At 68.6% G+C, this 25831-nt stretch carries 25 protein-coding genes and 1 pseudogene; 10 read left to right on the top strand and 16 right to left on the bottom strand.

Features of this window, described 5'->3' with window-relative positions:
* Positions 1–23 precede the first annotated feature (23 nt).
* Complete coding sequence (locus ACW17Y_RS06575) at positions 24–1886, bottom strand: phosphoenolpyruvate carboxykinase (GTP) (protein ID WP_492037965.1); 1863 nt, start codon at positions 1884–1886, stop codon at positions 24–26.
* 211 nt (positions 1887–2097) lie between these two features.
* On the opposite strand from ACW17Y_RS06575, the gene ACW17Y_RS06570 reads away from it, so the two are divergent.
* From ACW17Y_RS06570 to ACW17Y_RS06560, 3 genes are read left to right on the top strand one after another with little or no spacing between them, the layout of a single operon-like run.
* Positions 2098–2736 (top strand): DUF938 domain-containing protein, encoded by a 639-nt coding sequence (locus tag ACW17Y_RS06570; RefSeq protein ID WP_492037964.1) that lies wholly within the window; start codon positions 2098–2100, stop codon positions 2734–2736.
* A gap of 13 nt (positions 2737–2749) precedes the next feature.
* On the top strand, positions 2750–3241 hold the full coding sequence (locus ACW17Y_RS06565; RefSeq protein ID WP_492037963.1) for a GlcG/HbpS family heme-binding protein: 492 nt from the start codon (positions 2750–2752) through the stop codon (positions 3239–3241).
* Positions 3242–3247: 6 nt separating this feature from the next.
* Complete coding sequence (locus tag ACW17Y_RS06560; protein ID WP_492037962.1) at positions 3248–4003, top strand: pseudouridine synthase; 756 nt, start codon at positions 3248–3250, stop codon at positions 4001–4003.
* 476 nt (positions 4004–4479) lie between these two features.
* Here ACW17Y_RS06560 and ACW17Y_RS06555 read toward each other — a convergent pair whose 3' ends face one another.
* The 4 genes from ACW17Y_RS06555 to ACW17Y_RS06540 all read right to left on the bottom strand — a co-directional run bounded on the left by ACW17Y_RS06555 (position 4480) and on the right by ACW17Y_RS06540 (position 9482).
* Positions 4480–5892 carry a dicarboxylate/amino acid:cation symporter gene (locus tag ACW17Y_RS06555; RefSeq protein ID WP_492037961.1) on the bottom strand — a complete coding sequence of 471 codons (1413 nt, stop codon included), beginning with the start codon at positions 5890–5892 and terminating at the stop codon, positions 4480–4482.
* A gap of 82 nt (positions 5893–5974) precedes the next feature.
* Positions 5975–7963: a M56 family metallopeptidase gene (locus tag ACW17Y_RS06550; RefSeq protein WP_492037960.1), complete on the bottom strand. Its 1989-nt coding sequence runs from the start codon at positions 7961–7963 to the stop codon at positions 5975–5977.
* Positions 7960–8301: a BlaI/MecI/CopY family transcriptional regulator gene (locus tag ACW17Y_RS06545; RefSeq protein ID WP_492037959.1), complete on the bottom strand. Its 342-nt coding sequence runs from the start codon at positions 8299–8301 to the stop codon at positions 7960–7962. Before ACW17Y_RS06545 ends, ACW17Y_RS06550 begins: the two co-directional genes overlap by 4 nt.
* Positions 8302–8426: 125 nt before the next feature.
* Positions 8427–9482: an NAD(P)-dependent alcohol dehydrogenase gene (locus ACW17Y_RS06540; RefSeq protein ID WP_492037958.1), complete on the bottom strand. Its 1056-nt coding sequence runs from the start codon at positions 9480–9482 to the stop codon at positions 8427–8429.
* A 128-nt stretch (positions 9483–9610) separates the two neighbouring features.
* Between ACW17Y_RS06540 and ACW17Y_RS06535 the strand changes: the two genes are divergently transcribed.
* Positions 9611–10507 (top strand): LysR family transcriptional regulator, encoded by an 897-nt coding sequence (locus ACW17Y_RS06535; RefSeq protein WP_492037957.1) that lies wholly within the window; start codon positions 9611–9613, stop codon positions 10505–10507.
* Here ACW17Y_RS06535 and trhA read toward each other — a convergent pair.
* From trhA to ACW17Y_RS06515, 4 genes are all read right to left on the bottom strand, one after another.
* Complete coding sequence (trhA, locus tag ACW17Y_RS06530; RefSeq protein ID WP_492037956.1) at positions 10504–11169, bottom strand: PAQR family membrane homeostasis protein TrhA; 666 nt, start codon at positions 11167–11169, stop codon at positions 10504–10506. The genes ACW17Y_RS06535 and trhA overlap by 4 nt on opposite strands.
* 10 nt (positions 11170–11179) lie before the next feature.
* A complete protein-coding gene (locus ACW17Y_RS06525; protein WP_492037955.1) occupies positions 11180–11503 on the bottom strand; it encodes a hypothetical protein in 324 nt (107 codons plus the stop codon).
* The gene (locus ACW17Y_RS06520) at positions 11485–12345 is read right to left on the bottom strand and encodes a DUF2306 domain-containing protein (RefSeq protein WP_492037954.1); all 861 of its coding nucleotides are present in this window, start codon (positions 12343–12345) and stop codon (positions 11485–11487) included. Before ACW17Y_RS06520 ends, ACW17Y_RS06525 begins: the two co-directional genes overlap by 19 nt.
* Before the next feature lie 147 nt (positions 12346–12492).
* Positions 12493–12957, bottom strand: a complete 465-nt coding sequence (locus tag ACW17Y_RS06515) for a DUF6640 family protein (protein ID WP_492037953.1) — start codon at positions 12955–12957, stop codon at positions 12493–12495.
* 72 nt (positions 12958–13029) lie between these two features.
* On the opposite strand from ACW17Y_RS06515, the gene ACW17Y_RS06510 reads away from it, so the two are divergent.
* Positions 13030–13959 (top strand): LysR family transcriptional regulator, encoded by a 930-nt coding sequence (locus tag ACW17Y_RS06510; protein ID WP_492037952.1) that lies wholly within the window; start codon positions 13030–13032, stop codon positions 13957–13959.
* Positions 13960–14090: 131 nt separating this feature from the next.
* Here the strand turns inward: ACW17Y_RS06510 and cydX are convergent.
* The 3 genes and pseudogenes from cydX to ACW17Y_RS06495 all read right to left on the bottom strand — a co-directional run.
* Positions 14091–14204, bottom strand: a pseudogene (gene cydX / locus ACW17Y_RS06505) (cytochrome bd-I oxidase subunit CydX); the annotation flags it as partial.
* A 19-nt stretch (positions 14205–14223) separates the two neighbouring features.
* Entirely contained in the window at positions 14224–15372 is a 1149-nt protein-coding gene (gene cydB, locus ACW17Y_RS06500; RefSeq protein WP_492037951.1) for a cytochrome d ubiquinol oxidase subunit II, read from the bottom strand.
* A gap of 26 nt (positions 15373–15398) precedes the next feature.
* Positions 15399–17006, bottom strand: a complete 1608-nt coding sequence (locus ACW17Y_RS06495) for a cytochrome ubiquinol oxidase subunit I (protein ID WP_492038250.1) — start codon at positions 17004–17006, stop codon at positions 15399–15401.
* 122 nt (positions 17007–17128) lie between these two features.
* Here ACW17Y_RS06495 and cydD point away from each other — a divergent pair, with 122 nt between their 5' ends.
* The 5 genes from cydD to ACW17Y_RS06470 are packed head-to-tail and all read left to right on the top strand — an operon-like array spanning position 17129 to position 22079.
* The gene (gene cydD, locus ACW17Y_RS06490; RefSeq protein ID WP_492037950.1) at positions 17129–18742 is read left to right on the top strand and encodes a thiol reductant ABC exporter subunit CydD; all 1614 of its coding nucleotides are present in this window, start codon (positions 17129–17131) and stop codon (positions 18740–18742) included.
* Between the two features lie 26 nt (positions 18743–18768).
* A complete protein-coding gene (locus tag ACW17Y_RS06485) occupies positions 18769–20415 on the top strand; it encodes an amino acid ABC transporter ATP-binding/permease protein (RefSeq protein WP_492037949.1) in 1647 nt (548 codons plus the stop codon).
* 42 nt (positions 20416–20457) lie between these two features.
* On the top strand, positions 20458–20961 hold the full coding sequence (locus tag ACW17Y_RS06480; RefSeq protein WP_492037948.1) for a hypothetical protein: 504 nt from the start codon (positions 20458–20460) through the stop codon (positions 20959–20961).
* A 23-nt stretch (positions 20962–20984) separates the two neighbouring features.
* Complete coding sequence (locus ACW17Y_RS06475; protein ID WP_492037947.1) at positions 20985–21392, top strand: c-type cytochrome; 408 nt, start codon at positions 20985–20987, stop codon at positions 21390–21392.
* Positions 21393–21416: 24 nt separating this feature from the next.
* On the top strand, positions 21417–22079 hold the full coding sequence (locus tag ACW17Y_RS06470) for a YoaK family protein (RefSeq protein ID WP_492037946.1): 663 nt from the start codon (positions 21417–21419) through the stop codon (positions 22077–22079).
* A gap of 7 nt (positions 22080–22086) precedes the next feature.
* Here ACW17Y_RS06470 and scpC read toward each other — a convergent pair whose 3' ends face one another.
* The 4 genes from scpC to ACW17Y_RS06450 are packed head-to-tail and all read right to left on the bottom strand — an operon-like array spanning position 22087 to position 25817.
* On the bottom strand, positions 22087–23604 hold the full coding sequence (scpC, locus tag ACW17Y_RS06465; RefSeq protein WP_492037945.1) for a succinyl-CoA:acetate CoA-transferase ScpC: 1518 nt from the start codon (positions 23602–23604) through the stop codon (positions 22087–22089).
* Entirely contained in the window at positions 23597–24301 is a 705-nt protein-coding gene (locus ACW17Y_RS06460) for a DUF6544 family protein (RefSeq protein ID WP_492037944.1), read from the bottom strand. The genes scpC and ACW17Y_RS06460 overlap by 8 nt, the downstream gene beginning before the upstream one ends.
* A 17-nt stretch (positions 24302–24318) precedes the next feature.
* Entirely contained in the window at positions 24319–24678 is a 360-nt protein-coding gene (locus ACW17Y_RS06455; RefSeq protein WP_492037943.1) for a hypothetical protein, read from the bottom strand.
* Between the two features lie 41 nt (positions 24679–24719).
* Complete coding sequence (locus ACW17Y_RS06450; RefSeq protein ID WP_492037942.1) at positions 24720–25817, bottom strand: Acg family FMN-binding oxidoreductase; 1098 nt, start codon at positions 25815–25817, stop codon at positions 24720–24722.
* Between the last annotated feature and the right edge of the window lie 14 nt (positions 25818–25831).

Here is a 25831-nt window from a genome sequence, read left to right as displayed (position 1 = left end):
TCAAGTCTCAGTCGGCCATTGGCCTATTCGGCGGCCAGTTCGGCCGCTTCACGCTCGTCCTTCGCCGCGTCCAGCCGGTCGACCAGAGCGTCGTGTTGCCGCCACAGGGCGGCGGGCAGACGGTCGGCGAACTGAGCGTAGAACTCGGGAATCAGGGCGGCCTCCTCGGACCAGACATCGACGTCGACGTCCAGCAGGGTCGCCAGGGCCTCGTCCGACAGCGACAGGCCAACCAGATCCAGCGCGTCGCGCGTCGGCACCCGACCGACCGCCGTATCCTGAGCCTCGGCCTTGCCGTCCAGGCGCTCGGAAATCCACTTCAGGACGCGTGCGTTGTCCCCGAAGCCCGGCCAGACAAAGCGGCCGTCCTCGTCCTTGCGGAACCAGTTGACGAAGTAAACGCCCGGCAGCTTGGCCGGATCGGCCTTCTCGCCGAGCGCCAGCCAGTGGGCGAAATAGTCGCCCATGTTGTAGCCGCAGAAGGGCAGCATCGCGAACGGGTCGCGGCGCAGGGTCCCGATGGCGTTCTCCGCCGCCGCCGTGCCTTCACTGGCCACGGTCGAGCCCATGAAGACCCCGTGCTCCCAGTCGAAGGCCTCTGCGACCAGAGGTACGGCCGAGGCGCGACGGCCGCCGAACAGGATGGCGTCGATCGGCACGCCCTTCGGGTCCTCCCACTCGGGCGCGATGGTCGGGCATTGGGAGGCAGGGGCCGCGAAGCGGGCGTTCGGGTGGGCGGCAGGCTCGCCCGAGGCCGGGTCGTGCGGCTGGCCCTTCCAGTTGGTCATGCCCTCGGGCGCGACCTTGGTCAGGCCCTCCCACCAGACGTCGCCGTCGGCCGTCAGGGCCGTGTTGGTGAAGACGGTGTTGGTCGCGAGCGTCGCGAGCGCGTTCTGGTTGGTGTTGCGGCTCGTGCCGGGAGCGACGCCGAAGAAGCCGGCTTCCGGGTTTACGGCGTACAGACGTCCATCGTCTCCGAACCGCATCCAGGCGATGTCGTCGCCGATCGTCTCGGCCTTCCAGCCCGGGATCGACGGCTGGAGCATGGCGAGGTTGGTCTTGCCGCACGCCGACGGGAAGGCGGCGGCCATGTATTTGGCCTGACCCTCGGGATTGGTCAGCTTGAGGATCAGCATGTGCTCGGCCAGCCAGCCTTCGTCGCGGGCCATGACCGAGGCGATGCGCAGGGCGTAGCATTTCTTGCCCAACAGGGCGTTGCCGCCGTAGCCGGAACCGTAGGACCAGATCTCGCGCGTCTCGGGGTAATGCACGATCCATTTGTCGGCGTTGCAGGGCCACGGCACGTCAGCCTCGCCCTCGGCCAGCGGCGCGCCGAGCGTGTGCACGGCCGGCACGAAGACGCCGTCCTCGCCCATCAGGTCGAGCACCGGCTGGCCCATGCGGGTCATGATGCCCATCGAGATGGCGACATAGCCGCTGTCGGTGATTTCGACGCCGAGGGCGCTGAGCTCCGAACCCAGCGGGCCCATGGAGAAGGGCACGACATACATGGTCCGGCCGGCCATGCAGCCGTCGAACAGGCCGGCCATCCGGGCGCGCATCTCGACCGGGTCGGACCAGTTGTTGGTCGGGCCGGCATCCTGTTCGTGCTCGGAGCAGATGAAGGTGCGGCTCTCGACCCGGGCGACGTCGCGGGGATCGGAGGCGGCGTAGTAGCCGCCGGGCCGTTTTGTCTGGTCCAGAGCCTTCAGCGTGCCCTTGTCGATCAGGTCGGCGATGATGGCGGCCTTCTCGGCCTCCGAGCCGTCGCACCAGTGGACACGGGCAGGCTTCGTCAGGGCGGCGATCTGTTCGACCCAGGCGATCAGGCCCTGGTGACGGGTCGGCGCCGGACGAAGGCCCGGTACGGCGGTGCTGGAATCCACGCGAACTCTCCTGATGCGCGGCCCGGCTGGTCTGTCGCCGCCGTGGCCTTTCCCGAATGTTACAAGGCCTCACGGGCTGTAACAGCCGCAAAGACACCCGACGCGACGCCACGTCAACCGGCGCAAGATTTCGCCTCTAGTCATCGTGCCTCCGCACGCCCGTGGGCCGAATCCGGTCGCGCGACGGCTCAGGCGGCTGTATCTGCCTTCTGTGCAGACGCTCGATTCCGTTCAGACCGCCGCTCCGCAAGGCGCCCTCGCCTCCCCCGCCGTGGCCCGCAACACCGCGCCGATCCTGCGGGTGCTGCGCGCCCACCTGCCTGCCCGCGCCCGGGTGCTGGAGATCGCGTCCGGCTCGGGCGAGCATGCCATCGCCTTCGCCCGCGCCCTGCCCGCCACGACCTGGACCCCCAGCGACCCGTCGCCGGAAGCCCGCGCCAGCATCGGCGCCTGGACCGAAGAGGCCGCCCTGCCCAACGTCGCTCCGGCGCTGGCGCTCGACGCCGCCGATCCGGACGGCTGGCCCGAGGTCGATGCGCAGGTCATCTTCTGCGCCAACATGGTCCACATCAGTCCCTGGGCCGCGACCGAGGGGCTGATGGCCGGCGCCGGACGCGTCCTGCCCGACCCCGGCGGACTGCTGGTCCTCTACGGCCCCTACCGCGAGACGGACGCCCCCCTCGCCCCGTCCAACGCCGCCTTCGATGACAGCCTGAAGGCCCGGGATCCGGCCTGGGGCCTGCGCGAGCTGGACGATGTCGTCGCCCTCGCCCGGACCCACCGTCTGCACCTGACCCGCCGGGTCGAGATGCCCGCCAACAATCTGATGCTCCTTTTCCGCCACGTCTGATCGGAGACCCTCGATGAAAGCCCTGATCCTCGCCCTGGCCCTTGCGGCCGTCGCTCCCGTCGCGATGGCCCAGTCGACGCCCGGGATTTCCAAACAGGCCAGCCCCCCGTCATATGGCGCGCCGATCTCGCTGGCCGCCGCCGAGGCCCTGATCGAGCGCGCGGTCACGGCGGCGCGCGCCGCCGGTCACCGCATGGCCGTCGCCATCGTGGAACCGAACGGGGAACTGGTCGCCTTCGCCCGCATGGACGACACCCAGTACGGCTCTATCCGGGTCGCGCAGCGCAAGGCCTGGACGGCCGCCCGTTATCGTCTGGCCACCTCGACAATGGAGGAGCGGACCCTGGCCGGCCGAATCGTCACCCTGGCCAACGACGACTCCCTACCGATTGCAGGCGGCATTCCGATCGTCGTCGACGGCCATATCGTCGGCGCCATCGGCGTGTCGGGGGCCTCGGCCGCCGAGGACGCCGCCGTGGCGACCGCAGCCCTCGCGGAAGACTGATCTCGCTTGGCCTTTTCCCGCACCTATGACGGCGCCGAGCCCAGCCGGATCAACAAATGGCTGGGTCAGACGGGCGTCTGTTCGCGCCGCGAGGCCGACGCCCTGATCGCCGACGGACTGGTCTCCATCGACGGAGAAGTGGTCGCCGATGCGGGTCGCAAGATCGAGGCGGGCCAGACCCTGACCCTGTCCGACCGTGCAACGACTGTGCTGGCGGCCGGGGTGACCATCGTGATGCACAAACCGCTCGGCTATGTCTCGGGCCAGCCCGAGCCGGACAAGATCCCGGCGGTGCGGCTGCTGACGGACGCCAACCGGATCGGAGAGGGCGTGACGCCCGCCGTTGATGCCTCCCTGCCCCCCATCGGCCGGCTGGACGAGGACTCGCGGGGCCTTCTGATGCTGTCGTCGGACGGCGTCGTGGCCAAGGCAGTGATCGGGCCGGAGTCGAAGCTCGACAAGGAATACCTGGTCCGGGTCGCCGGCGACGTGACCGAGAAGAAGCTCAACCTGCTGCGTCACGGCATCATGCTGGACGGGCGTCAGTTGAAATATGCGCGGGTCTCGCGGATGGAGCAGCAGAGGCTGAAATTCATCCTGACCGAGGGGCGCAATCGCCAGATCCGGCGCATGTGCGAACATGCGGATCTCGACGTGGTTGATTTGCTCCGTGTGCGGATCGGGCCGATCCATCTGAACAACCTGCCCGAGGGCGCCTGGCGGATGCTGACCGCCGAGGAGCGGGTGGCGCTGGTCGGTTAAGCGACCAGACTCCGGAATTCAGAGTCTCGATAGTCCGTAGAGTCCCGTTGGTGGACGCTCCCCGGACTCCAAAGCACAGTCCGAAGCGTCCGAAGAGACCGAAGCGATCGGATAGTTCGGCTATTCCCCGGCGGCGTCGCGCCGGATTTCGACCTGTCAAAGACCATTGGCTCACATGGCAAGCGGATCGACCTGCGCAAGATCGGTCTGGAATAAATTCTTTGCACGCGTCCGCTTGCTCCGCGTTTCCAAGCGCTTGTTATCCCGGCCGCAGCGAAGCGGAGAGCCGGGATGTCGGACGCTGAACCCTGGACTCCCGGAAATCGCGCCAGCGATTGTCCGGGAGACAGTCCGACCGCCCCGACTGCCTCCCGGACAGCCGCTTCGCGTCTTCCGAGAGTGTCGAAGAGACGTGCTTCGTCCCGGATAATCGCTGGCGCGATTTCCGGGATGACAAGATCGAATGTCGGTTGGACCTAGTCCGCGTCGCTCTCGCGCGATCCAAGCACCACCGGCCCGGGCGTACCCGCCAGCGCCGCGTCCAGCCGGTCGCGATCCAGCCCGCCCTCCCAGCGCGCCACGACGATGGTCGCGACCGCGTTGCCGATGAAGTTGGTCAGGGCCCGGCACTCGCTCATGAACCGGTCGACGCCAAGGATCAGGGCGATGCCTGCGATGGGCACGGACGGAACGACGGCCAAGGTCGCAGCCAGGGTGATGAAACCCGCACCCGTCACACCCGCCGCCCCCTTGGACGACAGCATGGCGACGCCCAGCAGCAGGGCCTGCTGGCCCAGGGTGAGCTCGATACCGCAGGCCTGGGCGATGAACAGGGCCGCCAGGGTCATGTAGATGTTGGTGCCGTCGAGATTGAACGAATAGCCGAGCGGCACGACCAGACCGACCACGGGCTTGTCGCAGCCGGCCCTCTCCATCTTGTCGATCAGGCTGGGCAGGGCCGCCTCGGAGGAGGAGGTGCCGAGCACGAGCAGCAGCTCCTCTTTCAGGTAGCGCATCAGCTTGAAGATCGAGAAGCCGTTCGCTCGCGCGACCAGCCCCAGAACCACCACAACGAACAGGGCCGAGGTCAGGTAGAAGGTGGCGACGAGGGCCGCCAGGCTGATGACCGACTCGATGCCGTACCGGCCGATGGTGAAGGCGAACGCCCCGAACGCCCCGATCGGCGCGGCCTTCATCAGGATGGCGACCAGTTTGAAGAAGGCCTCCGAGGCGCTCTCCAGCACCGTCATCACCGGCTTCGCACGGTCGCCGATGGCGGCCAGCGAGATGCCGAACAGGATGGCGAAGAACAGCACCTGAAGGATCGCTCCGCCCGCGAAGGCGCCGACGACCGTGTCGGGGATGATGTTCATCAGGAAGCCGACGATGGTGCTGTCGTGGGCCGCGGCGCTGTAGCCCTGGACCAGTCCCTGGTCCAGGGTCGCGGGATCGACGTTCATGCCTGCGCCGGGGCGGACGACATTGGCGACGACGAGCCCGACGATCAGGGCGAGGGTCGAGAAGGTCAGGAAATAGGCGAAGGCCTTGGCCGCGACCGAACCGACCTTTCCGAGGTCGCGCAGGTGGGCGATGCCGAGCGACACGGTCAGGAAGATGACCGGGGCGATGATCATCTTCACCAGCTTGATGAAGGCGTCGCCCAGCGGCTTCAGGCTCTCGCCGAAGCTCGGCCAGAAATGGCCGATCAGGGCGCCGAGGCCGATCGCGACCAGAACCTGGAAATACAGATGCGTCCAGATCGGCTTCTTCGCGGGCGGCGGAGGCGGAGGTTGGACTGCGTCTGGAACGGCGACGCCGGGCGCCGCCTTGATCGCGCGGGCGGCCCTTGGCCGAGGTGTGGCAGGGGGCGTCTTTGGAATGCGGGCCATGCGGGTCTCTTGCGATTCCCGACGACCCTAGCGGAGGCGGTTCGATGCAGCCATCGGCGTCGAACCGCCTCGCGTGCCCGGATCAGGCGTCGTCGGCGCGGGCGGCCAGTTCGTCGGCGCGCCGTTCCATGTCCGCGGCCTGACCGGGCATTCTGCGCCCCGCAGCCTGCAGTTCCGCATCCGTGACCGTGTTGCCGCGCGCCGCGTTCTCGCGGATCTGGCGGGCGCGGTAGGCCGGATCCTCCAGACGGCGGCTCTCCTGCCTCAGTTGCTCGGCGCCGCGCCGCATGTTCACCACGCCTTCGCGCATGTGCACGCGGGCGTTGGCCCGGGCCTCGCGGGCCTGGGCCTGCGCCTGGACTCGGACCTCATCGGCGGCGCGACGACCCTCGGCGGCATGGACCAGAGCGACCTGGCGAGCCTGTTCGCCGGCAATGCGGGCGTGCTCGCCGGCGATCCGGGCGGACTCGGCGTGCTGGCGGGCAATATCGGCCTGACGGCGATTCAGATCAGCCTGGGTGCGATCCCGATCGGCCTGGGCGCGGGCATTGATGTTGATGTTGCGATTCACATTGGCGTTGGCGCGCATGGCGGCGGCGTGATTGCGATCAGCCTCGGCGCGAGTGCGGGCGTCTGCGATGCGGGAGCGCTGTTCGGTGGCGCGGGCGCGGGCCTCCAGCGCGGCCTGGCGAGCCTCGACGGCGGCCTGACGGGCTTCCTCGACATGCTGGCGTTCCTCGGGGGTCAGGTCCTCCCAGCGACGGCCGTTGTAGGTGTAGACGTAGCGGCTGGACTGGTTGGCGGCCGGCGGCGCGGGGGGCGCAGGCGGCGCCGGAGGCGCGGGCCAGGCGACGGGCGCGGGCGGAGCCTGCGGGGCCGGAGGCGCATACCCGACCCAGGACAGCATGGCAGGCGCGGCCGAAGGCGGAGCCGGAGGTGCGGGCGGCGCCGGCGGCGCGGGCATGGAACCGTCGTCAGCGATCTGGATCACAAAGCCGTCGTCGGAGATCTGGAGCGTCCGGGCATGCAGCTCCAGCGCCGCGATGGGGGTAGCCACGGCGGCGAGAGCAGCGACGGCGGTCAGGATGACGGCCGGGCGACGTGCAGGGGACTTGTCGGTCATGAGAGCAGCAATCCTTCGTTTCAGGGAACGGCCGTCGCCCGCCATCGCGGTCGCAGCCAGGGGACCCGGAACGGCCGGGCGACGTGCAGGGGACTTGTCGGTCATGAGAGCAGCAATCCTTCGTTTCAGGGAACGGCCGTCGCCCGCCATCGCGGTCGCAGCCAGGGGACCCGGAGCGGCGGCGAGGCCGATCAGGGCGCGGGCATAGGCGTGACGATCCACCTGTCCGACAGCGACGGCGTCTGCCGCCTCCTCGGAGCGTTCGATCAGGCTGCGATGCAGCATCCAGATCAGCGGGTTGAACCAGAACAGGGCGAGGGCCAGCCGCGACAGGACCAGGAACAGCCAGTCACGTCGGCGGATATGGGCCATCTCGTGGGCCATGACGGCGGCGGCCGTCTGGGGTCGCGAGAGGGTGGCCGGGTCGATCAGGACGGCGCCCGGCGGAAGACCCCAGCTGAGCGGGCTGGTGATCCGGTCGCTGGACCTCAGCTCGGGACGGGCGGCCGGCGCGAGGGTGCGCAGGGCCTCGGTCCAGACCTCGGACTTCACCGGACGGCCGGCCTCGGTCCAGCGCGACAGGGTCCAGACCCCAGCCGCGAACCGGCCGGCGACAATCAGGGCCCCGACGGTCCAGACGAGCGCCAGGGTCTGACCCCACGACGGCAGCAACAGGGCGCCGGACACAGTGACTCCCTCGACCGGATGAAGGTCGCCGCTCCACAGTGCCAGCGGCGGGGCGGCCTGTGGAGCGGCGGGCAGCAGGGCGAGGCTCAGCGCCGGGCCGAAGGTCATCAGCACCGGCAGGGCCAGCAGGATGCAGACGGTGGCGCGCAGCACATCGACCCGGTCCTCGGCGCGACGGGCGACGGTGGCGGACAGGGCGAGACCGAGGGCGGCGACGACCGACGACTTGGCCAGCAGGGCGACCAGAAGGGCGGCGCTCACTGGTCCCGCTCCCGCGCCGCATCGAGCAGCTTTTCCAGCGCCTTGATCTCGGAGGGCTTCAGCGGCTCGCCCATGCCCAGAAGGGCCGTGGCGGCGCTGGCGGCGGACCCGGCGAAGAAGGTGTCGACCATCCGCTTCAGGGCGCCGGCGGCGACGGTCTCAGTGCGGGGAACGGGCCGATAGTCGAACCCGTCCCCGCCCGCCGCCCGCGACACCAGCCCGCGATCTTCCAGTCGCTTCAGCAGGGTGCGAACGGCGGAATCGCTCAATGTGTCGGGCATGGCCGCGCGCACGGCGGCGGCGGTCGCGACCTCCAGACGACAGAGGAGTTCGAACACCTCTCGCTCCCGCCTCGGCAGCCCTTCAATCACGACCCGTCTCCGCTACATTTGTAGCGTTACATTTGTAGCGGATTGAGGCGGGATTGGGGCGACGAAGATGAAGCTTTGGAAAGGCGTCGGGCTCAGGCTGCGGGCGCGTCCAGCGAGGCCATGTCGATGACGAAGCGGTAGCGGACGTCCGACTTCTCCATCCGGTCGAAGGCGTGATTGATCTCGTCCATGCGGATCATCTCGACGTCGGGGTGGATGTTCTTCTCGGCGCAGAAGTCGAGCATCTCCTGGGTCTCGCGGATGCCGCCGATGGGCGAGCCGGAGACGCGGCGACGGGCCATGAGCAGCGGCAGGGTCGACATTTCCTCCATCGGACCCAGCTGGCCGACGATCACAAGCGTGCCGTCGATGTCGAGCAGCGGCATATAGGGGTTGAGGTCGTGCTTCACCGGGACGGTGTCGATGATCAGGTCGAGGCTGTTGGCCGCCGCCTTCATCGCCGCCCGGTCGGACGAGACCAGCAGCTCGTGCGCGCCGAGTTCCTTCGCGTCGCCTTCCTTGTCGGCCGTGCGGCTCAGCACGGTGACGTGGGCGCCGAGGCCGGCCGCCAGCTTGACCGCCATGTGGCCGAGACCGCCCAGCCCGATGACGCCCACGCGGGTGCCTTCCTTGACGCCCCAGGTCTTCAGCGGCGACCAGGTGGTGATGCCTGCGCACAGAAGGGGCGCGGCCTTGGCGATGTCCAGCGCGTCCGGCACCGACAGGACAAACTCTTCGCGCACCACCAGATGTTTGGAATAGCCGCCGTAGGTCGGCTCGCCCGTGACCCGGTCCTTGCCGTTGTAGGTCTGGGTGTTGCCGTGACGGCAGAGCTGCTCCTCGCCCTTGTCGCACTGGTCGCAGTGCTGGCAGCTGTCGACCATGCAGCCGACGCCGACGCGGTCGCCTTCCTTGAACTTCGTCACCTCGGGCCCGACGGCGGTGACGACGCCGATGATCTCGTGGCCCGGCACGATCGGATACGAGGAGAAGCCCCAGTCGTTGCGCGCCTGGTGCAGGTCCGAGTGGCAGACGCCGCTGTAGAGGATTTCCATGGCCACATCGTTGGCCCGCAGCTCGCGACGATCGAACTCCCAGGGAGCCAGCGGCGTCGTGGTCGAATGGGCGGCGTAACCGATGGTCTTCATGAGGCGGATCCTTGAACGGCTGGCGCGGAGTCAGCGATGCAGACTCCGTCGATGCCGCCAGAATAGGCCGCGACCCCGCCTGCGATTACCCGCTATAATCGGCATGATCCTATGAATGGAAATCATCAATGAAGCGGGACGAACTCGGCGACCTCGCCGCCTTCCTGGCCGTCGCCGAGGAGCGCAGCTTCACCCGGGCGGCCGCACGCCTCGGCCTGTCGCAGTCCGCGCTGAGCCACACGATCCGGCGACTGGAGGCTCGGCTGGGCCTGCGCCTGTTGCTGCGCACGACCCGCAGCGTGGCTCCAACCGAGGCGGGCGAACGGCTGGCCGAGGCCCTGCGCCCCGCCTTTGACGGCATCGACGCGCGGATCGAGGCGCTCAGCGCCCTGCGCGACCGGCCCTCGGGAACGATCCGCATCACTGCGGGCGAACACGCGGCCCAGACCGTGCTCTGGCCCGTGCTGGAGCGGTTCCTGCCCCTCTATCCCGACGTCCGGGTCGAGATCGCCACCGACTACCGGATGATCGACCTGGCCGAGGGCCGGTTCGACGCCGGCATCCGGCTGGGCGAGCATCTGGCCGAGGACATGATCGCCGTGCCGATCGGGCCCGACATGCGGATGGTGGTCGTGGGCTCACCCGCCTATTTCGCGACCCGCCCGGTCCCGCAGACGCCGCATGACCTGACCGCCCACGCCTGCGTCAACCTCCGTCTTCCGACCCGCGGCGGCCTCTATGTCTGGGAGTTCGAGAAGGACGGGCGGCCGCTGAACGTCCGCGTCGATGGCCCCCTGATCGTCAACGACATGGACCTGATGGTCTCGGGCGCGCTCGGCGGCGTCGGGCTCGGCATCGTCATGGAGGACCAGGTCACGGCAGAGGTCGCCGACGGTCGATTGATCCGGGTGCTGGAGGACTGGTCGCCGCCCTTCCCCGGCTATCACCTGTATTACCCCAGCCGCCGCCAGCCGACGCCGGCGTTCACGGCGCTGATCGACGCCTTGAGGTATCGACGGCCCTAGTGGTTGGTGGTCAGGACGACGCCGACGAGCACGGCGGCCCAGTGCACGCTGGCGGCCGCCACGACGTGGCCATGCCAGATGGCGCGGAACCACTTCAGCTTCTTGCGCACATAGAAGACCGCCCCGGTCATGTAGAGGGCGCCGCCGATGGCCAGCAGCAGCAGGGCGATCCACGAACCGTGGGCGACCATCGGCTGGAAGGCGATGACCACCAGCCAGCCCAGGGCCATATAGACCGCGACCCACAGACCCTTGCCGATGCCCGGCAGGAACAGCTTGCCCACGGCGCCCAGCGTCGCCAGCCCCCAGACGGTACCGGTCATCGCCCAGGCCCAGGCGCCTTCCAGGTTATGCGTCGTGAACGGGGTGTAGGAGCCAGCGATCATCAGGAAGATGCCGGCGTGATCCAGCCGACGCAGCATCGGCCGCCACTGGGGCCTGGCGAAATTATAGGCGGTCGAGAACCCCAGCATGGCCAGCATGCCCAGGGCATAGACGCCCACCGCGACCACGAGACCCAGATCGCCGCGCGCGACCGACAGGCCCAGCAGGACGCCGCCGCCGAACAGGGCGAAGGCGAGCCCGGTCAGGTGCACGACCAGATCGGCGCATTTGGCGCGCGGCGTCGGATAGTGGCGGGGTGGAAGAGGCGTCGTTGTCATGGCTGCAAGCCTAGCAGAAGACGATCCCTGTCGCCCCTTCACTGATCATGCGGGGACGAAGTGGACGAAATGGGGCAGCGTCACGGGCGCGGTGAGCCAGGACTTCGTACTCCTTGGACGTCGGGCCGATGGCGTCGCCGGAACGAGGCAGTTGACGGAACTCGAGGTCGACCACCACTTCGCGGATCTCCTGTACCCCGGCGGGCTCGCGGCGACCGACGAACTGACGCAGGTGAGCGGGCAGTCCAGCCAACAGCGCGCCGATCCCGAAAATCTTCCCGACCTGTTCGTCGGCGCCGATCAGAAGCCTCGTCGTCAGAGGTGCGGTAGCCAAAACACCATAGCCGCCATGCCGATCCCGGCCGCCATCAGCAGAGTGAGCGCCGCGATCACCCCAGCCATTGCCCACTTCGGTACGGCCGACCCCTGGCGTCGAGCCATGAAATACAGCTCGAGGACAATCAACGGGACGAGGTAGCAGGCAAATTTCAGGAAGGTGCCGACGGGCCCTTCGAGCCGCCCCCCCAGGCCCTCGGTTCCGATTGTCAGGATCCACATCATGACGCCGACGCGAAGGAACCAGACGCCGCTCATCGCGAGGAACAGCCGCAGGGCCCAACGCCGGTGAACGTCGATCCGCCGCGCCATGGCGTTCTTCAACGTCATCCAGGCGAAACCCATGATCAGGAGCGCGTTCAGCGTCAGGGGCGAAGATCCCAGGAGGGTGTCGTCCGCCTCGCGATGTCCCCAGATCAGGTAGAGGCCGCCGAGGCTGATGATGAACGCCAGACCGACATAGACCCGGCCGGTCCAGCGGTGGAGCCGGGGCAGTCGCGCCCGCAAGGCTGGGATCAGTTGAAGAGGACCGGCGGCGGTGACCACGAACGCCAGCGCGACATGGGCCGCCATGGCGAGCAGGCCGACCGTATCGCCGGCGACCACCCGGCCGGGAACAACCTCATTCCAGGCCTGGAGGTCTCCCCGAAGCGATGTGCCGCCGTAGAACAGGGCGATGTAGATCGCGAAGAACGCCTGCCCCATCACCGCGACGACAAACCAGAAGATCGTAGAGGCCGTCAGCACCCCGTCGGCGCTCAACGAACGGGGCTTCCCCGCGTCCAGCCGGGTCGCAATGGAGGGGTTTCCACCCGGGTTCTGATCTGGCCTGTCGATCACGCTCGTACTCGGTCTGGTTTACTCGGCGCCGCCAGCTCCGCGTCGGGTCATAGCGCGACCCGGCTGCGGCCCTGGTCGCGGTGGGCGGACTTAAGCTCTAGCGTTTCACCACGCCGACGAGACCGTCCGGGAACGGAATACAGTCATTCATAAATGGATAGGTCTACGCCGCTTGGGCCAGGCCGCCGTCAGCAGGGCGGTCGCCAGAGCCAACATGATCAGCACGGGCGAGCTCAATCCGAACAGCTGAAGGCCGTCGCTTCCCGGGCGCGAGATGACCCCGCCGTACAGACCGCCGAAGACACAGGCGCCGATCAGAGATCCGACCACAATCAGGCAGAGACCTGCCGCCAGTCGTTCTCGTCCGCGCACCACGGCCAGCCAGAGCGCCACAATCGCCAGCCCGGCATTCGTCAGAAGCTGCCACGCCTCATGAAAGCGGGCATGGGCGGGCCAGTCGGGGCTGAAGAGATGGGTCTCGTTCACTTCCAGCATCGGGATCAACACCACCAGAACGAATGCTGACAGCGCGACGGCCCCGGAGCGCCAGCCCGGCCTGCGGCGCGCCGCGTTGTCTGCAGTCGGGCGGGGCGTGCGGACAAAGATCGACATGGTTGCGGCTCCCTGCCGTGACAATGCCTTCGCCCCGCTTGCTTTCACCAGCACCGTGCGTGAACTAGACCTATGCAAGAACGTATCGACTGGCGATCCCTGCGCTTCGACTGGAACCACGCGCGAGCCTTCCTCGCGACGGCCGATCTCGGCTCCCTGTCGCGTGCCGCCGTGGCTCTTGAACTCAGTCAGCCCACGCTGAGCCGGCAGGTCGAGGCCCTGCAACATACCCTCGGCGTCGTGTTGTTCGAGCGCGCCGGACGAGGCCTTGTCCTGACCCACGCCGGTCTCGAACTGCTGGATCATGTCCGCAGCATGGGCGAGGCCGCCTCGCGCACCAGCCTGGCGGCCGACGGTCGGACACAGACCCTCCAGGGTTCGGTGGCGGTGGCCGCAAGCGATGTCTACGCCACCACCCTGTTGCCCGATGTCGTGGCGGACATCTCCAGACGGCATCCCGGCCTGACGATCGAGATCGTGGTCGCCAATGATCGGACGGACCTGAGGCGGCGCGAAGCCGACATCGCCATCCGCAGTTACCCTACCGAGCATCCGGATTTGATCGTGAAGCGGCTCGGGTCCGACGAGGGCGGGTTCTTCGCATCGCTAGACTGGCTTTCACGCCACCCAACGCCCGTCACGCCCGCGGATATGGAGGGCGTCGATATGATCGGCTACCCGGGTCAGAACTGGCTCCTGAAGGGTCTGCGCGAGCTGGGCTTTCCGATCTCTGAGCAAGACATGCGGATCGTTTCCGATTCTCATCTGGCGCAATGGGCTCTGGTCAGGGCCGGAGCGGGCGTGGGCATCATGACCCTCCGTGTCGGAGAAGCTGATCCGACCGTGCGGCGGCTGCTGCCGGACCTCCCGCCCCTCACCTTCCCCGTCTGGTTGGTCACCCACCGGGATCTTCGCACGAGTCTAAAGGTACGAACCGTCTTCGACATGCTGGCCGTCGGTCTGGGGCTATGCATCAACACCGGCGACCGCCTGCACCCGTAGATCTACTACCCTGAGGCTACGGGCTCGCACTATCCAACACGCCTTTTCGGAGTCTAGTCGCTGGTTGGCGCCTCTGCGGCGGGCGTCGGTTGAGGCACGGCGAGGACGCGCGAGGCGCTCTCCCGATCCGGTTCCGACAGGCCGAGGTCGCCCTCATCGAAGAGGTGGAACTCGTGCCAGACGCCGTTCAGCACGCCGAAGGCGACCGCCAGGCCGATGCCGAGTATCCAGGCGAAATACCACATGGTGTCTGTCCTTCAGCGATCAGTAGAGATCGGGGTTGGTCTTGAACTCGGTCGAGCTGGCCCGCCCCCACAGCACCCGATAGACCCAGGCCGTGTAGATCAGGATCAGGGGCAGGAAGACCACGGTCACGCCCAGCATAATGAACAGCGTCAGATGGGTCGACGAGGCGTTCCAGACGGTCAGGCTTGAAGCGGGATCGATCGAGCTGGGCAGGATGAAGGGGAACATGGACAGGCCGACCGTCGAGATGATGCCGACCGTTCCCACCGACGAGCCGCCGAAGGCCAGAGGCTCTGACCGACGCCAGAGGCCCGCCAGGGCGATGACCGTCCCCAGAAGGCCGAGCACGGGCGCGACGATCGTCCACGGCGCGGCCGTGTAGTTGTCGAGCCAGGCGCCCGGCGCGGCCACGACCGCAGTGCGCAGCGGATTGGACATGCCCGACGGATCGACCAGGCCGACGATGCGGAAGCCCACGTCACCGAAAGCGACGAACAGGCCGCCGCCGAGGAACAGCAGAAGACTCACCATACCGGCGACTGTGCCGAACAGACGCGCCCGGGCCTGAACAGGCCCCAGCTCCGCCTTGAGACCGAGCCAGGCCGCGCCGTGAAGCACCAGCATGGCGACAGAGAGCAGACCGCACAGCAGGCTGAAGGGGGTGAACAGCCCCAGCAAACTGCCCTCGTAGAAGGACCGCAGATCGCCATCCAGCCGGAAGGGCGCGCCCAGCAGGACGTTGCCCACCGCAACGCCGAAGACGAGCGCCGGAACGAAGCCGCCGACGAACAGCGCCCAGTCCCAGAAGGCGCGCCAGCGTTTGTCGGGGCGCTTGGAGCGATATTTGAAGGCGACCGGCCGCAGGATCAGCGCGGACAGCACCAGGAACATGGCCAGGTAAAAGCCCGAGAAGCTGACCGCATAGACGAAGGGCCAGGCCGCGAAGATCGCGCCGCCGCCCAGGATGAACCACACCTGGTTGCCTTCCCAGGTCGCGCCGACGGTGTTGATCACCATGCGGCGCTCCTCATCCGTCTTCGCCACGAACGGCAGCAGGGCGCCGACCCCGAGGTCGAACCCGTCGGTCAGGGCGAAGGCGATCAGCAGCACGCCCAGCAGTCCCCACCAGATCAGGCGGAGGGTGGCGTAGTCGAGGGGCAGTTCCATCTCGAATATCCTTGAGACTGGAGGGTTCAGGCGACAGCGGGCGCGGGGGTCGGCATCGGTTGGTCGGGCCCGTCAGTCGGGTCCGGCGTCTTTGGCGAGAGGTCCAGGCCGAACAGGTCGATCTCGGCGAACGGACCCTTCTTGATCGTCTTCAGGATCAGTCCGACCTCGACCACCGCCAGCGCGCCGTAGAGGACGGTGAAACCGATGATCGTGGCCCACAGTTGAGGCACGCTGAGGCTTGAAGCTCCGAGGAAGGTCGGCAGCACCCCCTCGACCGCCCAGGGCTGCCGCCCCACCTCGGCCAGGATCCAGCCCAGTTCGGTCGAGATCCACGGCAGGGGAATCGCGAACACCGCCAACCACAGGAACCATCGCGTCTCGTGCTTGCGCAGGGTGCAGAGCACGAAGGCGGTGGCGAACAGGCCGATCATCAGGAACCCGATCCCGGCCATGATGCGGAACGACCAGAACATGACCGGCACATTGGGCACGGTGCTCCAGGCGGCCAGGACGATCTGGTCCGGCGTGGCGTCGCGGGGGTCGGCGACATAGCGTTTGAGCAGAAGGGAATAGCCGAGGTCGCGCCGGTTCATCTCGAAGTCGGCGCGCGCGGCCACATCGGTCGGATCGGCCTTGATCCGCTCAAGGGCGTCATAGGCGAGCACCCCGGATTCGATGCGGGTTTCAGCGGTCGCGACCAGCTCGAGGATGCCCAGGACCGGCTTGTCGATACTGCGGGTGGAGATCAGGCCGAGCACATAGGGAATCTTGACCTCGAAATGGGTCTGGCGGTCCTTGAGGCTGGGAATGCCGAAGGCGGTCAGGCCGGCGGGCGCGGGCTCGGTGCGCCACATGGCCTCAAGCGCCGCCAGCTTCATTTTCTGGTTGTCGGTCAGGGCGTAGCCGCTCTCGTCGCCGAGGACGACGACCGACAGCGACGCCGCGAGGCCGAAGGCCGCCGCGACGGTCATCGAGCGTTTGGCGAACCCCTTGTGCCGGCCCTTCAGCAGATAGAAGGCCGATATGCCGAGGACGAAGACGGCCGCGATGACGTAGCCGGCGCTGACGGTGTGGACGAACTTGGCCTGGGCCACCGGATTGAACAGCACGGCCATGAAGTCCGAGACCTCCATCCGCATGGTGTCGGGATTGAAGGTCGCGCCGACCGGGTTCTGCATCCAGCCGTTGGCGATCAGGATCCACAGGGCCGACAGATTGGTGCCCAGCGCCACCATGAAGGTGACGAACAGGTGTCCGACCCGGCTGAGCTTGTCCCAGCCGAAGAACATCAGCCCGACGAAGGTCGCTTCCAGGAAGAAGGCCATCAGGCCTTCAATGGCCAGCGGCGCGCCGAAGATGTCGCCGACGTAGTGGGAGAAGTAGGACCAGTTCATTCCGAACTGGAACTCCATGGTGATGCCGGTCGCCACGCCCAGGGCGAAATTGATCCCGAACAGCAGGCCCCAGAACCGGGTGATGCTCCGCCAGATCGGGCGACGGGTCATCACATAGATGCTCTCCATGATGACCAGCATGAAGGACAGGCCGATCGTCAGGGGCACGAACAGGAAGTGATACAGAGCCGTCAGCGCGAACTGCAGCCGGGAGAGGTCGACGACCGCAAGGTCAATCATGGGATCAGGCTCCGAACCGCCGGTCCGACGACCGACGATCCTTCGCCTACGGCCGGACGAGGCGCTCCGCCTTGATCTCGATCAAGGCCGGCGCCGACGCCGGCCGCTAGGGCGGACTCATGACGGCGGACGCCCTTTCAACTTCCACGGCCGGCTCCTGGCTGAAGGCCGCGACCCGGCCCCATCGTCGACTGGTCGGCCTGTCGGCCGCGCTGGTCGTCGCCGACGTCGCGCCGGCGATCGGCTTCGCCGCCGGCCTCGGCCTGGCCATCGGCGCGCTTGAACGTTCGGTCGCAGAGGCCGCCCCCTGGCTGGCCCTGGCCGCTGCGAGCCTGGTCCTGCGGGGCTTGATGGGTCAGGCTGCGACCCTCGTCTCCGCCAGGACCGCAGCGGCTGTCAAAGGCGACGTCCGGCAGGGGATCATCGCCGACCTGTTCGCCGGTCGGCGACCCGCCGCCGCGGCCCTGACCGCGGTCGTCGAGGCGGTCGAGACGCTGGACGGCTATGTCGCCCGCTTCGCCCCCGTCCGCATGGCCGCAACCGTCTCGCCCCTGATCGTGATCGCGGTCTGCGCCCTGGCCAGCCCGGTCGTCGCCGGTATACTGCTGCTGACCCTGATCCCCTTCATCGTCGGCATGGCCCTGGCCGGGGGTGCGGCGGCGGCGGAGAGCCGCCGGCAGTTCGAGGCGCTGGAACGATTGTCAGGGATGTTCCTGGACCGCGTCCGCGCCCTGCCCACCCTGCTGTCCTTCCAGGCCGAGGCGCGCACCACCCGCGAAATCGCCCGTGCGGCCGATGAACTGGAGCGCCGCACGGGTCGGGTGCTCAAGGTGGCCTTCGTCTCGTCCGCCGTGCTGGAGTTTTTCTCGGCCCTGTCGGTCGCGCTGGTCGCGGTCTACTGCGGCTTCAACCTGCTTCGCATCCTGCCGTTCCCGGCGCCCGAGACCCTGGACCTGGGCCGCGCCTTCTTCGTGCTGGCCCTGGCGCCCGAGGTCTATGCGCCGATGCGTCGGCTGGCCGCCGCCTACCATGAGAAACAGGCCGCCGAAGCCGCCGCGCCGTCGATGGCGGCGCCGGGGCCCGGCCGGCCGGTGATCACGCCGCCTTCGCGACGGTGGTCGAGCGCCCCGGAGCTCGACTTCCGATCGGTCACGATTCGCTATGGCGACGGCGCGCCGGCGATCTCCGACTTCGACCTGCAGGTCCCGGCCGGAGCCATCGTGGCCCTGGTCGGCCCAAGCGGCTCGGGCAAGACCAGCCTGCTGCATCTTCTTCTGGGTCTGGCCCCTCTGTCTTCGGGCGCGGTCCGGATCGGCGGGCACAACCTGTCTCACGCCGATTCCTTCGCAGGCGCCGTCGGCTGGGCCAGCCAGAACCCGGTCGTGGCTCCCGGCGCCCTCTACGACAACATCGCCCTGGCGAGGCCGGGTGCGAGCGCGGAAGCGATCCGCGACGCCGCCGCGCGCGCGGGCCTCCAGGGCGATCTCGGTCGCGTCCTCGACGAACGCGGCGGCGGGCTTTCGGGCGGGGAGCGCCGGCGTCTGGGCCTGGCGAGGGCCCTGCTGTCGCCCTCGCGCCTGTTGTTGCTGGACGAACCGACCGCCAATCTGGATCCCGCGTCCGAAACCGCCGTGCTCGAGGTCATCCGGGCAGCCGCCGAAGGCCGCACCACCCTCATCGCGACCCATTCGGAAGCGGTCATGGCCCTGGCCGACCGCGTGGTGCGGCTGTGAGATCAAAGACCGCGAGCACGGGCGCGTTGACCCTCAAGGCCCTGCTGGCCGAACAGCGCCGCGTCCAGGGCGGACGGTTGCGGCTCGCCGCCCTGTCGGCCGCTCTGGTCTCCGCCGCCTCGGTGGCCCTGCTGGGTCTGTCAGGCTGGTTCATCACGGGCGCCGCGATCGCCGGAGCCGGGGGCGTCGTCGTCGTCCAGGCGTTCAACTATCTGCTGCCGGCCGCGGTGATCCGGATGCTCGCCATCGTGCGGACGGGTTCGCGCTACGCCGAGCGGGTCAGCGGTCACGCCGCGGCGCTCAAGGCCCTGGCCCGTCTGCGGCCGCTGCTGTTCGCCCGGTTGGCCGCGGCTCCGCCCTGCAGAGCGTTCAGCCTGTCCAGCGGCGAAGCCTCGGCCCGGATGATCCAGGACGTCGATGCGATACAGACCCTGTTCGTTCGGCTGAGCGGTCCCTGGGGCGCCGGCGCCGGCGGCCTGGCGGCCATCGGCCTGACCCTGCTCGCCGGTCCCCTGCCCGCCCTCATCCTGGCCGGCGGCATCGCGATCGCCAGTCTCGGCGGTCTCCTGATCGGCCGCAGGGTCGCAGACCCGGCGGGTCGGCAGGTGCAGGTCGCCATGGGTCTGTTCAAGGATCGCCTGTCGGTCTTGCAGGCGGCGGCCCCCGAACTGCGGGCCTATGGTCTGGAGAGCTGGGCCGCCGATCAGGTCGGGCGGGCGGCGCGGACGCTGGATCGTCATCGGGTGGAGGACGCCGTGGCCGGCGGCTGGATCCCGGTGTTCCAGGCCGCGGTCCTGGCCGCGACCGTGATCGGGGTCATCGCGACATCCGTTCCGGCGCCCCTGCCGCTCGTCGCCCTCGCGGCTCTCGCGTCCGTAACCGGACTTGAGGCCGCGGCCGCCCTCACCGCGGGGCTGCGCCAGAACGGCGCGGCGCAGGAGGCCCAGGGACGGATGGCGGAGATCCTCGACGACCCGGCGACGTCCGTCCCCCGGCACGCCGCCCCGGCGATGACCGGCGACGCGATCGTCATTCCCGCCGCCGGGTTGGACATCGCGCCGCCCTTCCGTCTGGGCGTCGTCGGGCCGTCAGGCTCCGGCAAGACCCGGCTGATCGAGACCTTGATGGGGCTGCGACCTCCTCCCGGCGACCCGCTTCGGCTGTGCGGAGTTCCTCTGGAGGCGGCCGATCGGAACGCCATTCGCGCCCGCTTCGCCTATGCGTCGCAGGACATCCGTCTGCTGGCGGGCTCGATCGCGGACAATCTTCGTCTCGCCGATCCAGGCGCTTCGGACGACGACCTGTGGTCCGCCCTGGGCGACGCCTGCCTCGCCGACCGGGTCGCGGCGCTGCCGGCTGGCCTGAACACGGTTCTGAGTGAGAACGGAGACCGGCTGTCCGGCGGCGAGCGCCGGCGGCTTGGACTGGCGCGGGCCTATCTGCGCGACGCGCCCTGGCTGGTGCTCGACGAACCGACCGAAGGCCTGGACGCCGACACTGAAGCCCGCGTGCTGGACGGCCTCGCGCGCCGCCTCGCATCCCGCCGCCAGGGTCTGATCCTGGTCAGCCACCGACCGGCGCCCACGGCCCTGTGCGACCAGGTGATCGACGTCTCCGTGGCGCTCTCGACTGAAATTCCGCTCGCGGATCGGGGCGTCAGGGCCGCCGCTTGACCCAGATCAAGGCGCCTTCGGGAAAGATCGTCTGAATAGCGCATGGCCCGCGTCTCGATCCAGATTCTGTCGACCGCTGACATCGACGAGGCCTATGTGCTCGCCCGGCTCGGCGACGCCGGACTGACGCTGAAAGCCTGGCGCGCCAAGGTGGTTTTGCGCAACGCCTCACCCGACGCCGGCGGCGTCCTGCTGGCGCGCGACCTGGAGGCACGGCCCTGCGGCCTTGTCGTCTACGCCCTGACGGACCAGCCCGACGGACGACGAAGCCTGCAGGTCGAAACGCTGATCGGCTGCCATGTGCTAGACCCACAGCGGGTCGCGTCCGCCCTGATCGCCGAAGTGGTCCGTCTGGCTCGCGCCGTGGGATGCGAAACCCTGTGCCTGATGCGGCCCCTGGGCCAGTCCGTCGAAGTCGCGGCCCAGGTGCTCGCCACCGGCATGGCCGTCTTGCCGAGCCTGTTCTGGTCGTCTCCACCCGTCGACCGACCGACGCGGCCGTTTGACCTGGGTCAAGGACGCCGCCCCTCGGGCCGGATGAATTGAAAGCCAGCCGCCGGAGTAGAATGATGCGAACCTTCAAGATCATCGGCCTTCTGCTCGTCGGGGCCTGCGCGCCCGCCCCCGGACCTCGGATGGAGGCGACGGCGCGCCCGATGCCGATCCAGAGCCTTCCATCCCTGTCGACGGCCATGGACCTTGAGTCCGCGGCGCGCGGTCGCGCCATGGCCAGCATTGGATGCGCCAGCTGCCACGCCATCGACGCCACGGGCGACAGTCCCCTGGCCATCGCGCCGCCGTTCCGGGAGATCGTCAAGCGCCGAGGCTCTGACGATCTCGCCGCCGCGTTCGAACAGGGCCTGGTCACGACGCATCCGGCCATGCCCCCCTATGTCTTCGGCGCCAGTCAGATCCACGATCTGACGGCCTATCTCGACACGCTGCGCGCACCGGTCGTTCGCCCGTCCGGACGTTAGGCGCGTGGCCCGCGTCAGCAGCCGGTGAACCTCTACACTGCCCGCGCCCGGACCCTGGCGACCTGTTTGTCCGCCCTCGCCGGCTTCGTGGACGCCATAGCCTACATCCATCTGGGCGGGTTCTTCGTCTCCTTCATGAGCGGCAACACGACGCGCCTCGGCGTTGGCCTGGCCGAGGGATCGTCCGATGCAGCGCTGGCGGGCGGCCTGCTCGCGACCTTCGTCGTCGGGGTCATCCTCGGCTCTCTGACCGGCCATCTCTGCACGCCGCGCCGTCAGCCCGCCGTCCTTGTCCTGGTCGCCCTGCTCCTCGCCGCCGCGGCCGGTCTGAGCGCCGCCGGCCGCCCCCTGCTTGCGGCGGTCGCCATGGCCCTGGCCATGGGCGCCGAGAACGCCGTGTTCGAACTGAATGGCGAGGTCCGCATCGGCCTCACCTATATGACCGGCACCCTGGTCAAGCTGGGCCAGAAGATCACCGCCGCCCTGCTGGGTGGAGAGCGGTTCGGCTGGACGCCGTACCTGTTCCTCTGGATGGGGCTGGCGGCCGGCGGGCTGGCGGGAGCGCTCATCTACGCGCGCCTGGGCGTCGGCGGTCTTTGGATCGCCGCCGGCGTCGCCGGGGCGCTCGCCTTCGCGGCCGCGAAGATGGGGCCGGACCGGCGCGAGCCGAACCTCAACGCCGTCTGACGATCGTTCAGCCGGCCGCCATACTGCCGGTCCGGACGAACCGCGCGTGCCAGGACAGGGCCTCGTCCAGCAACATCGGCGTCTGCAAGCCGTAGGATCCCTTCAGCGCGCGCTGGAAATAGTCCTCCAGCATCGGACGGAAACTCGGGTGGGCGCAGGTGTCGATGACGACGCGCGCCCGCTGTTTGGGCGACAGGCCGCGCAGATCGGCCAGACCCTGTTCGGTGACGATCACCTGGACGTCCTGATTGATGTGATCGACGTGGGAGACGGCCGGCACCAGGGTCGAGATCTTGCCGCCCTTGGCCGTCGAGGCGCTCATGAAGATCGAGATATACGCGTTGCGGGCGAAGTCGCCGGAGCCGCCGATGCCGTTCTGGATGCGAGAGCCCATGACATGGGTCGAGTTGACGTTGCCGTAGATGTCGGCCTCGATCATGCCGTTCATGGCGATACAGCCGAGGCGGCGGATCACCTCGGGATGGTTGCTGATCTCCTGCGGTCTGAGGATGATCCGGTCCCGGTAGTCGCCCATGTTCCGGTTGACCCGCTCGGTCAGTTCGGGGCTGAGGCTGAGCGCGGTCGAGGAGGCGACGCGCAGCTTGCCGCTGTCCATCAGCGCCATCATGCCGTCCTGAATCACCTCGGTATAGGCGCTCAGATCCTCGAACGGCGCGTCGATCAGGCCGGTCAGGACGGCGTTGGCGGTGTTGCCGACGCCTGACTGGAGCGGCAACAACGAGGGCGGCAGACGGCCCTTCTTCACCTCGTGCTCCAGGAACTCCAGCAGATGTCCGGCGATGGCCAGGTCGTCCGGTCCGGGCACGGTGAAGCCGGCGTTGCGGTCGGGCCGGTCGGTCTCGACGATGGCGACGATCTTGTCCGGGTCGCAGCGGAAGCAGGGCTCGCCGATGCGGTCGCCCGCGCGGATCAGCGGGATCGGCACCCGGTTCGGCGGCAGGGCCGTGCCGTAATAGATGTCGTGCATGCCCAGAAGCTCCGGGTTCTGCCACCGGTTGACCTCCAGGATCACCTGGCTGGCCCGGTCCAGCCAGGTCTTGTTGTTGCCGACCGAGGAGGCCGGGATCAGCGCCCCGTCCTCGCGGATGCCGGTGACCTGGATGATTGCGGTGTCCAGAGGCCCAAGGAAGCCCTGCCAGGCGACAGGCGCCACCTGGCTCAGATGCATGTCGAAATAGGCCATCTCGCCGCGATTGATCCGGTCGCGGCAGGTCGGGTCGGAGTTGTAGGGCAGCCGGAACTCGATGCCGTCCGCCTTGGCCAGGGCTCCGTCCAGTTCCGGGCCGGTCGAGGCGCCGGTCCAGATGCGCAGTTTGAAGGGCCGGCCCGCCGCGTGCTCGGCCTCGATCCGGGCCGCGAGCGCCAGGGGGACAGCCGTCGGGTAGCCCGAGGCGGTGAAGCCGCTGAGCCCCACTGTGGTGTTCGGCGCGATCAGGCGGGCGGCGTCCTCGGCCGACATGACCTTGGCGCGGTGTCCGGCGCTGGCGATGCGATGGTCAGTCATGAGGTGATCTTTCCCAGGTCCCGATATGGCCCTGCCAGTAGGTGAAGGCGCCGGCCGGCTTCTCCCAAGACACCTCGCCGGAGAACGGCAACCAGACGCCGTCGTGGAGTCGGTAGTCGGCGAAGACGCCGCGCCATGGGGTCAGGACGGTGACGCCATCGATCAACGCGCCGCGATCCGGTGCGAAGGCCCCCGCGATCCGACCCTCGCCGTCGAGCGTTAGTGTGACCTCCGTCGCCGTGTCATCCGACCCCGCACCGACGACCAGACTGTCCAGCCCGTCCGCGCGCCATCGCAGGCCGAGGTTGCGCAGGATGGCGTCGGGCGCCCAGGCCAGTTCGGCCAGATAGCGCATCAACTCGCCTCGGGTGAGTTGGGCGGACGGTTGGGCCCGGGCCAACGGGATCACGCCGAGCGCCCGAACCTCGAGCCTGCCGGCTCCGCCCGCCAGGGCGTCGCGCACGGACACCGCCCCAAAGGGCCCGGTTCGCGCCTGCCAATCGAATGCGCAGTGCTCCACCCCGATCGTCTGGCGCGCCGTGAACCCGCCCCAGGCCGAAATCGCGGTCTGTCTCATGCGGCCGGTCTGCGTCAGGCTCACCCGCGCCGGACCGTTGGGTCGCGCGCCGAGCCGACGCGCCAGGTCGACCACGGCCGGAATCAGCCTTTGAAAAAGCGGATGGTCTTCGTCGGTCATCGATCCCGTCCTCGCGGTCATACGCCCTGGCCGATCAGTCCGGCCCATCGCGCGGCCAGAAGCAGGAAGGCCACGGGAAGCAGCGGTCCGAAGATCGCCAGGGTGTGTCGGGTCAAGGCGGTGGGCAGGAAGGTATCGGCGACGCGTCCCGGCCCGCCGGCGTAGCGGTCGACCACAGCGGTCAGCGGACATCTGCGGCCGTTGGCGGCGAAGACCAGAATCTCGATCGTCAGCAGCGGGACGACGAGCCACAGGCCGGCCATCAGCCGGACAGTAAGCCCGATGTAGAGTAGCGCCAAGGTCGAGGCCGCCATCACTCCATAGATCAGGGTGTGCAGGCCGCGGGCCAGCGTCAGGTTCAGCGGCGCCGGGCTCATGGAGCCTCCGGCATCTGTGCGCTTTCCGGTAGGCGGCGACCTCACTGTAGGATGACCTGGGCGAGCGGACGCCGCGCCGAGAATTTCAGCGCCGGGCCGTAGCCGAACCGCATGAGCAAATCGGGCCGGCGTCCCGACAGGCCGACCAGCGCGGCCAACTCTGGCCGAAGGGCGGCGACCTCCACGGGCTGATTGATATAGGCGTGCTTGAGCCCCAGAGCCGTCGCCTGGAGGGCGAACCTCTGGCTTGCGCGCCCCACGCGGGTCCAGTGGTCCGGATCCTCGCGGTCCCCCACGAAAACGGCGAGGCCGGAAGAGGACCGGATGTGACGAGCGTATTTGTCGTTCTCGGCCTTCGGTTTGAAGGTCGCGTTGAACAGGGTCGGCCCCAGCCATTCCGGCAGGGCCGGACTGCCGCTCACGGCGCTGAACAGGCCGTCGCCGCGCGCCATCGCCTCACCCGGGCTGAACCGGATCCAGGCCTTGAGCTCGCGCACGAAGGCGGGGTCGGCCATCTGGGCGCTGTTGCCAGCCACGACCAGATCGCGGACCCGGTCCATCTGGGGGCGGTCGGTGATCAGGACGAGATCGACGCCCGGAACCCGCGCTGCCTCGGCCAGGGTTCGCAGGTCTGCGGCCCCAACGGACCGCCCGTCATAGTCGGCACGTGTGGACTGACGCATGCGGATCGCTTCGAACAGGTTGGTCTCGCGGCTCTCTCCCGTCCCGTGGAGGAAGGCCATCGATCCGCCATGCGCCGGGTGGAACGACAGTTCGCCCGATCGGCCCCGTGCCGCGCCCGCCAGCGACAGGTTTTCGGCGGCGCTGCCCAGACTGACAAACAGATGATGGTCGTCCGGGTCCACGACCGGGGTTCGACGGGCCGGATCGGGCAACACATCGATCCGGCCCTCGGCCAGACGAAATCGCCAGGGCTGGGCGTTGTGGCCATTGGGGGCCAGGGTCGCATAGCGCACGAGCTGGGCCAGTTCGGCCCGCACCGGCAGGAGCGCGCGCGTCGCGGCCACGGCAGCCTCGTAGTCGGCCATCGATCCCATGCCGCGAACACCGGCCCAGGCCGCGCCGGCGCCCGCGACGACGACCGCGCCGCCGCCGGCCAGAATCGTGCGCCGGTTCATGATCGCGATCCTTC

The sequence above is a fragment of the Brevundimonas sp. AVps7 genome, from assembly GCF_058681545.1.
Note: the sequence above shows the minus strand (reverse complement) of the source record. Positions and strands in the feature narration are given on the sequence as shown.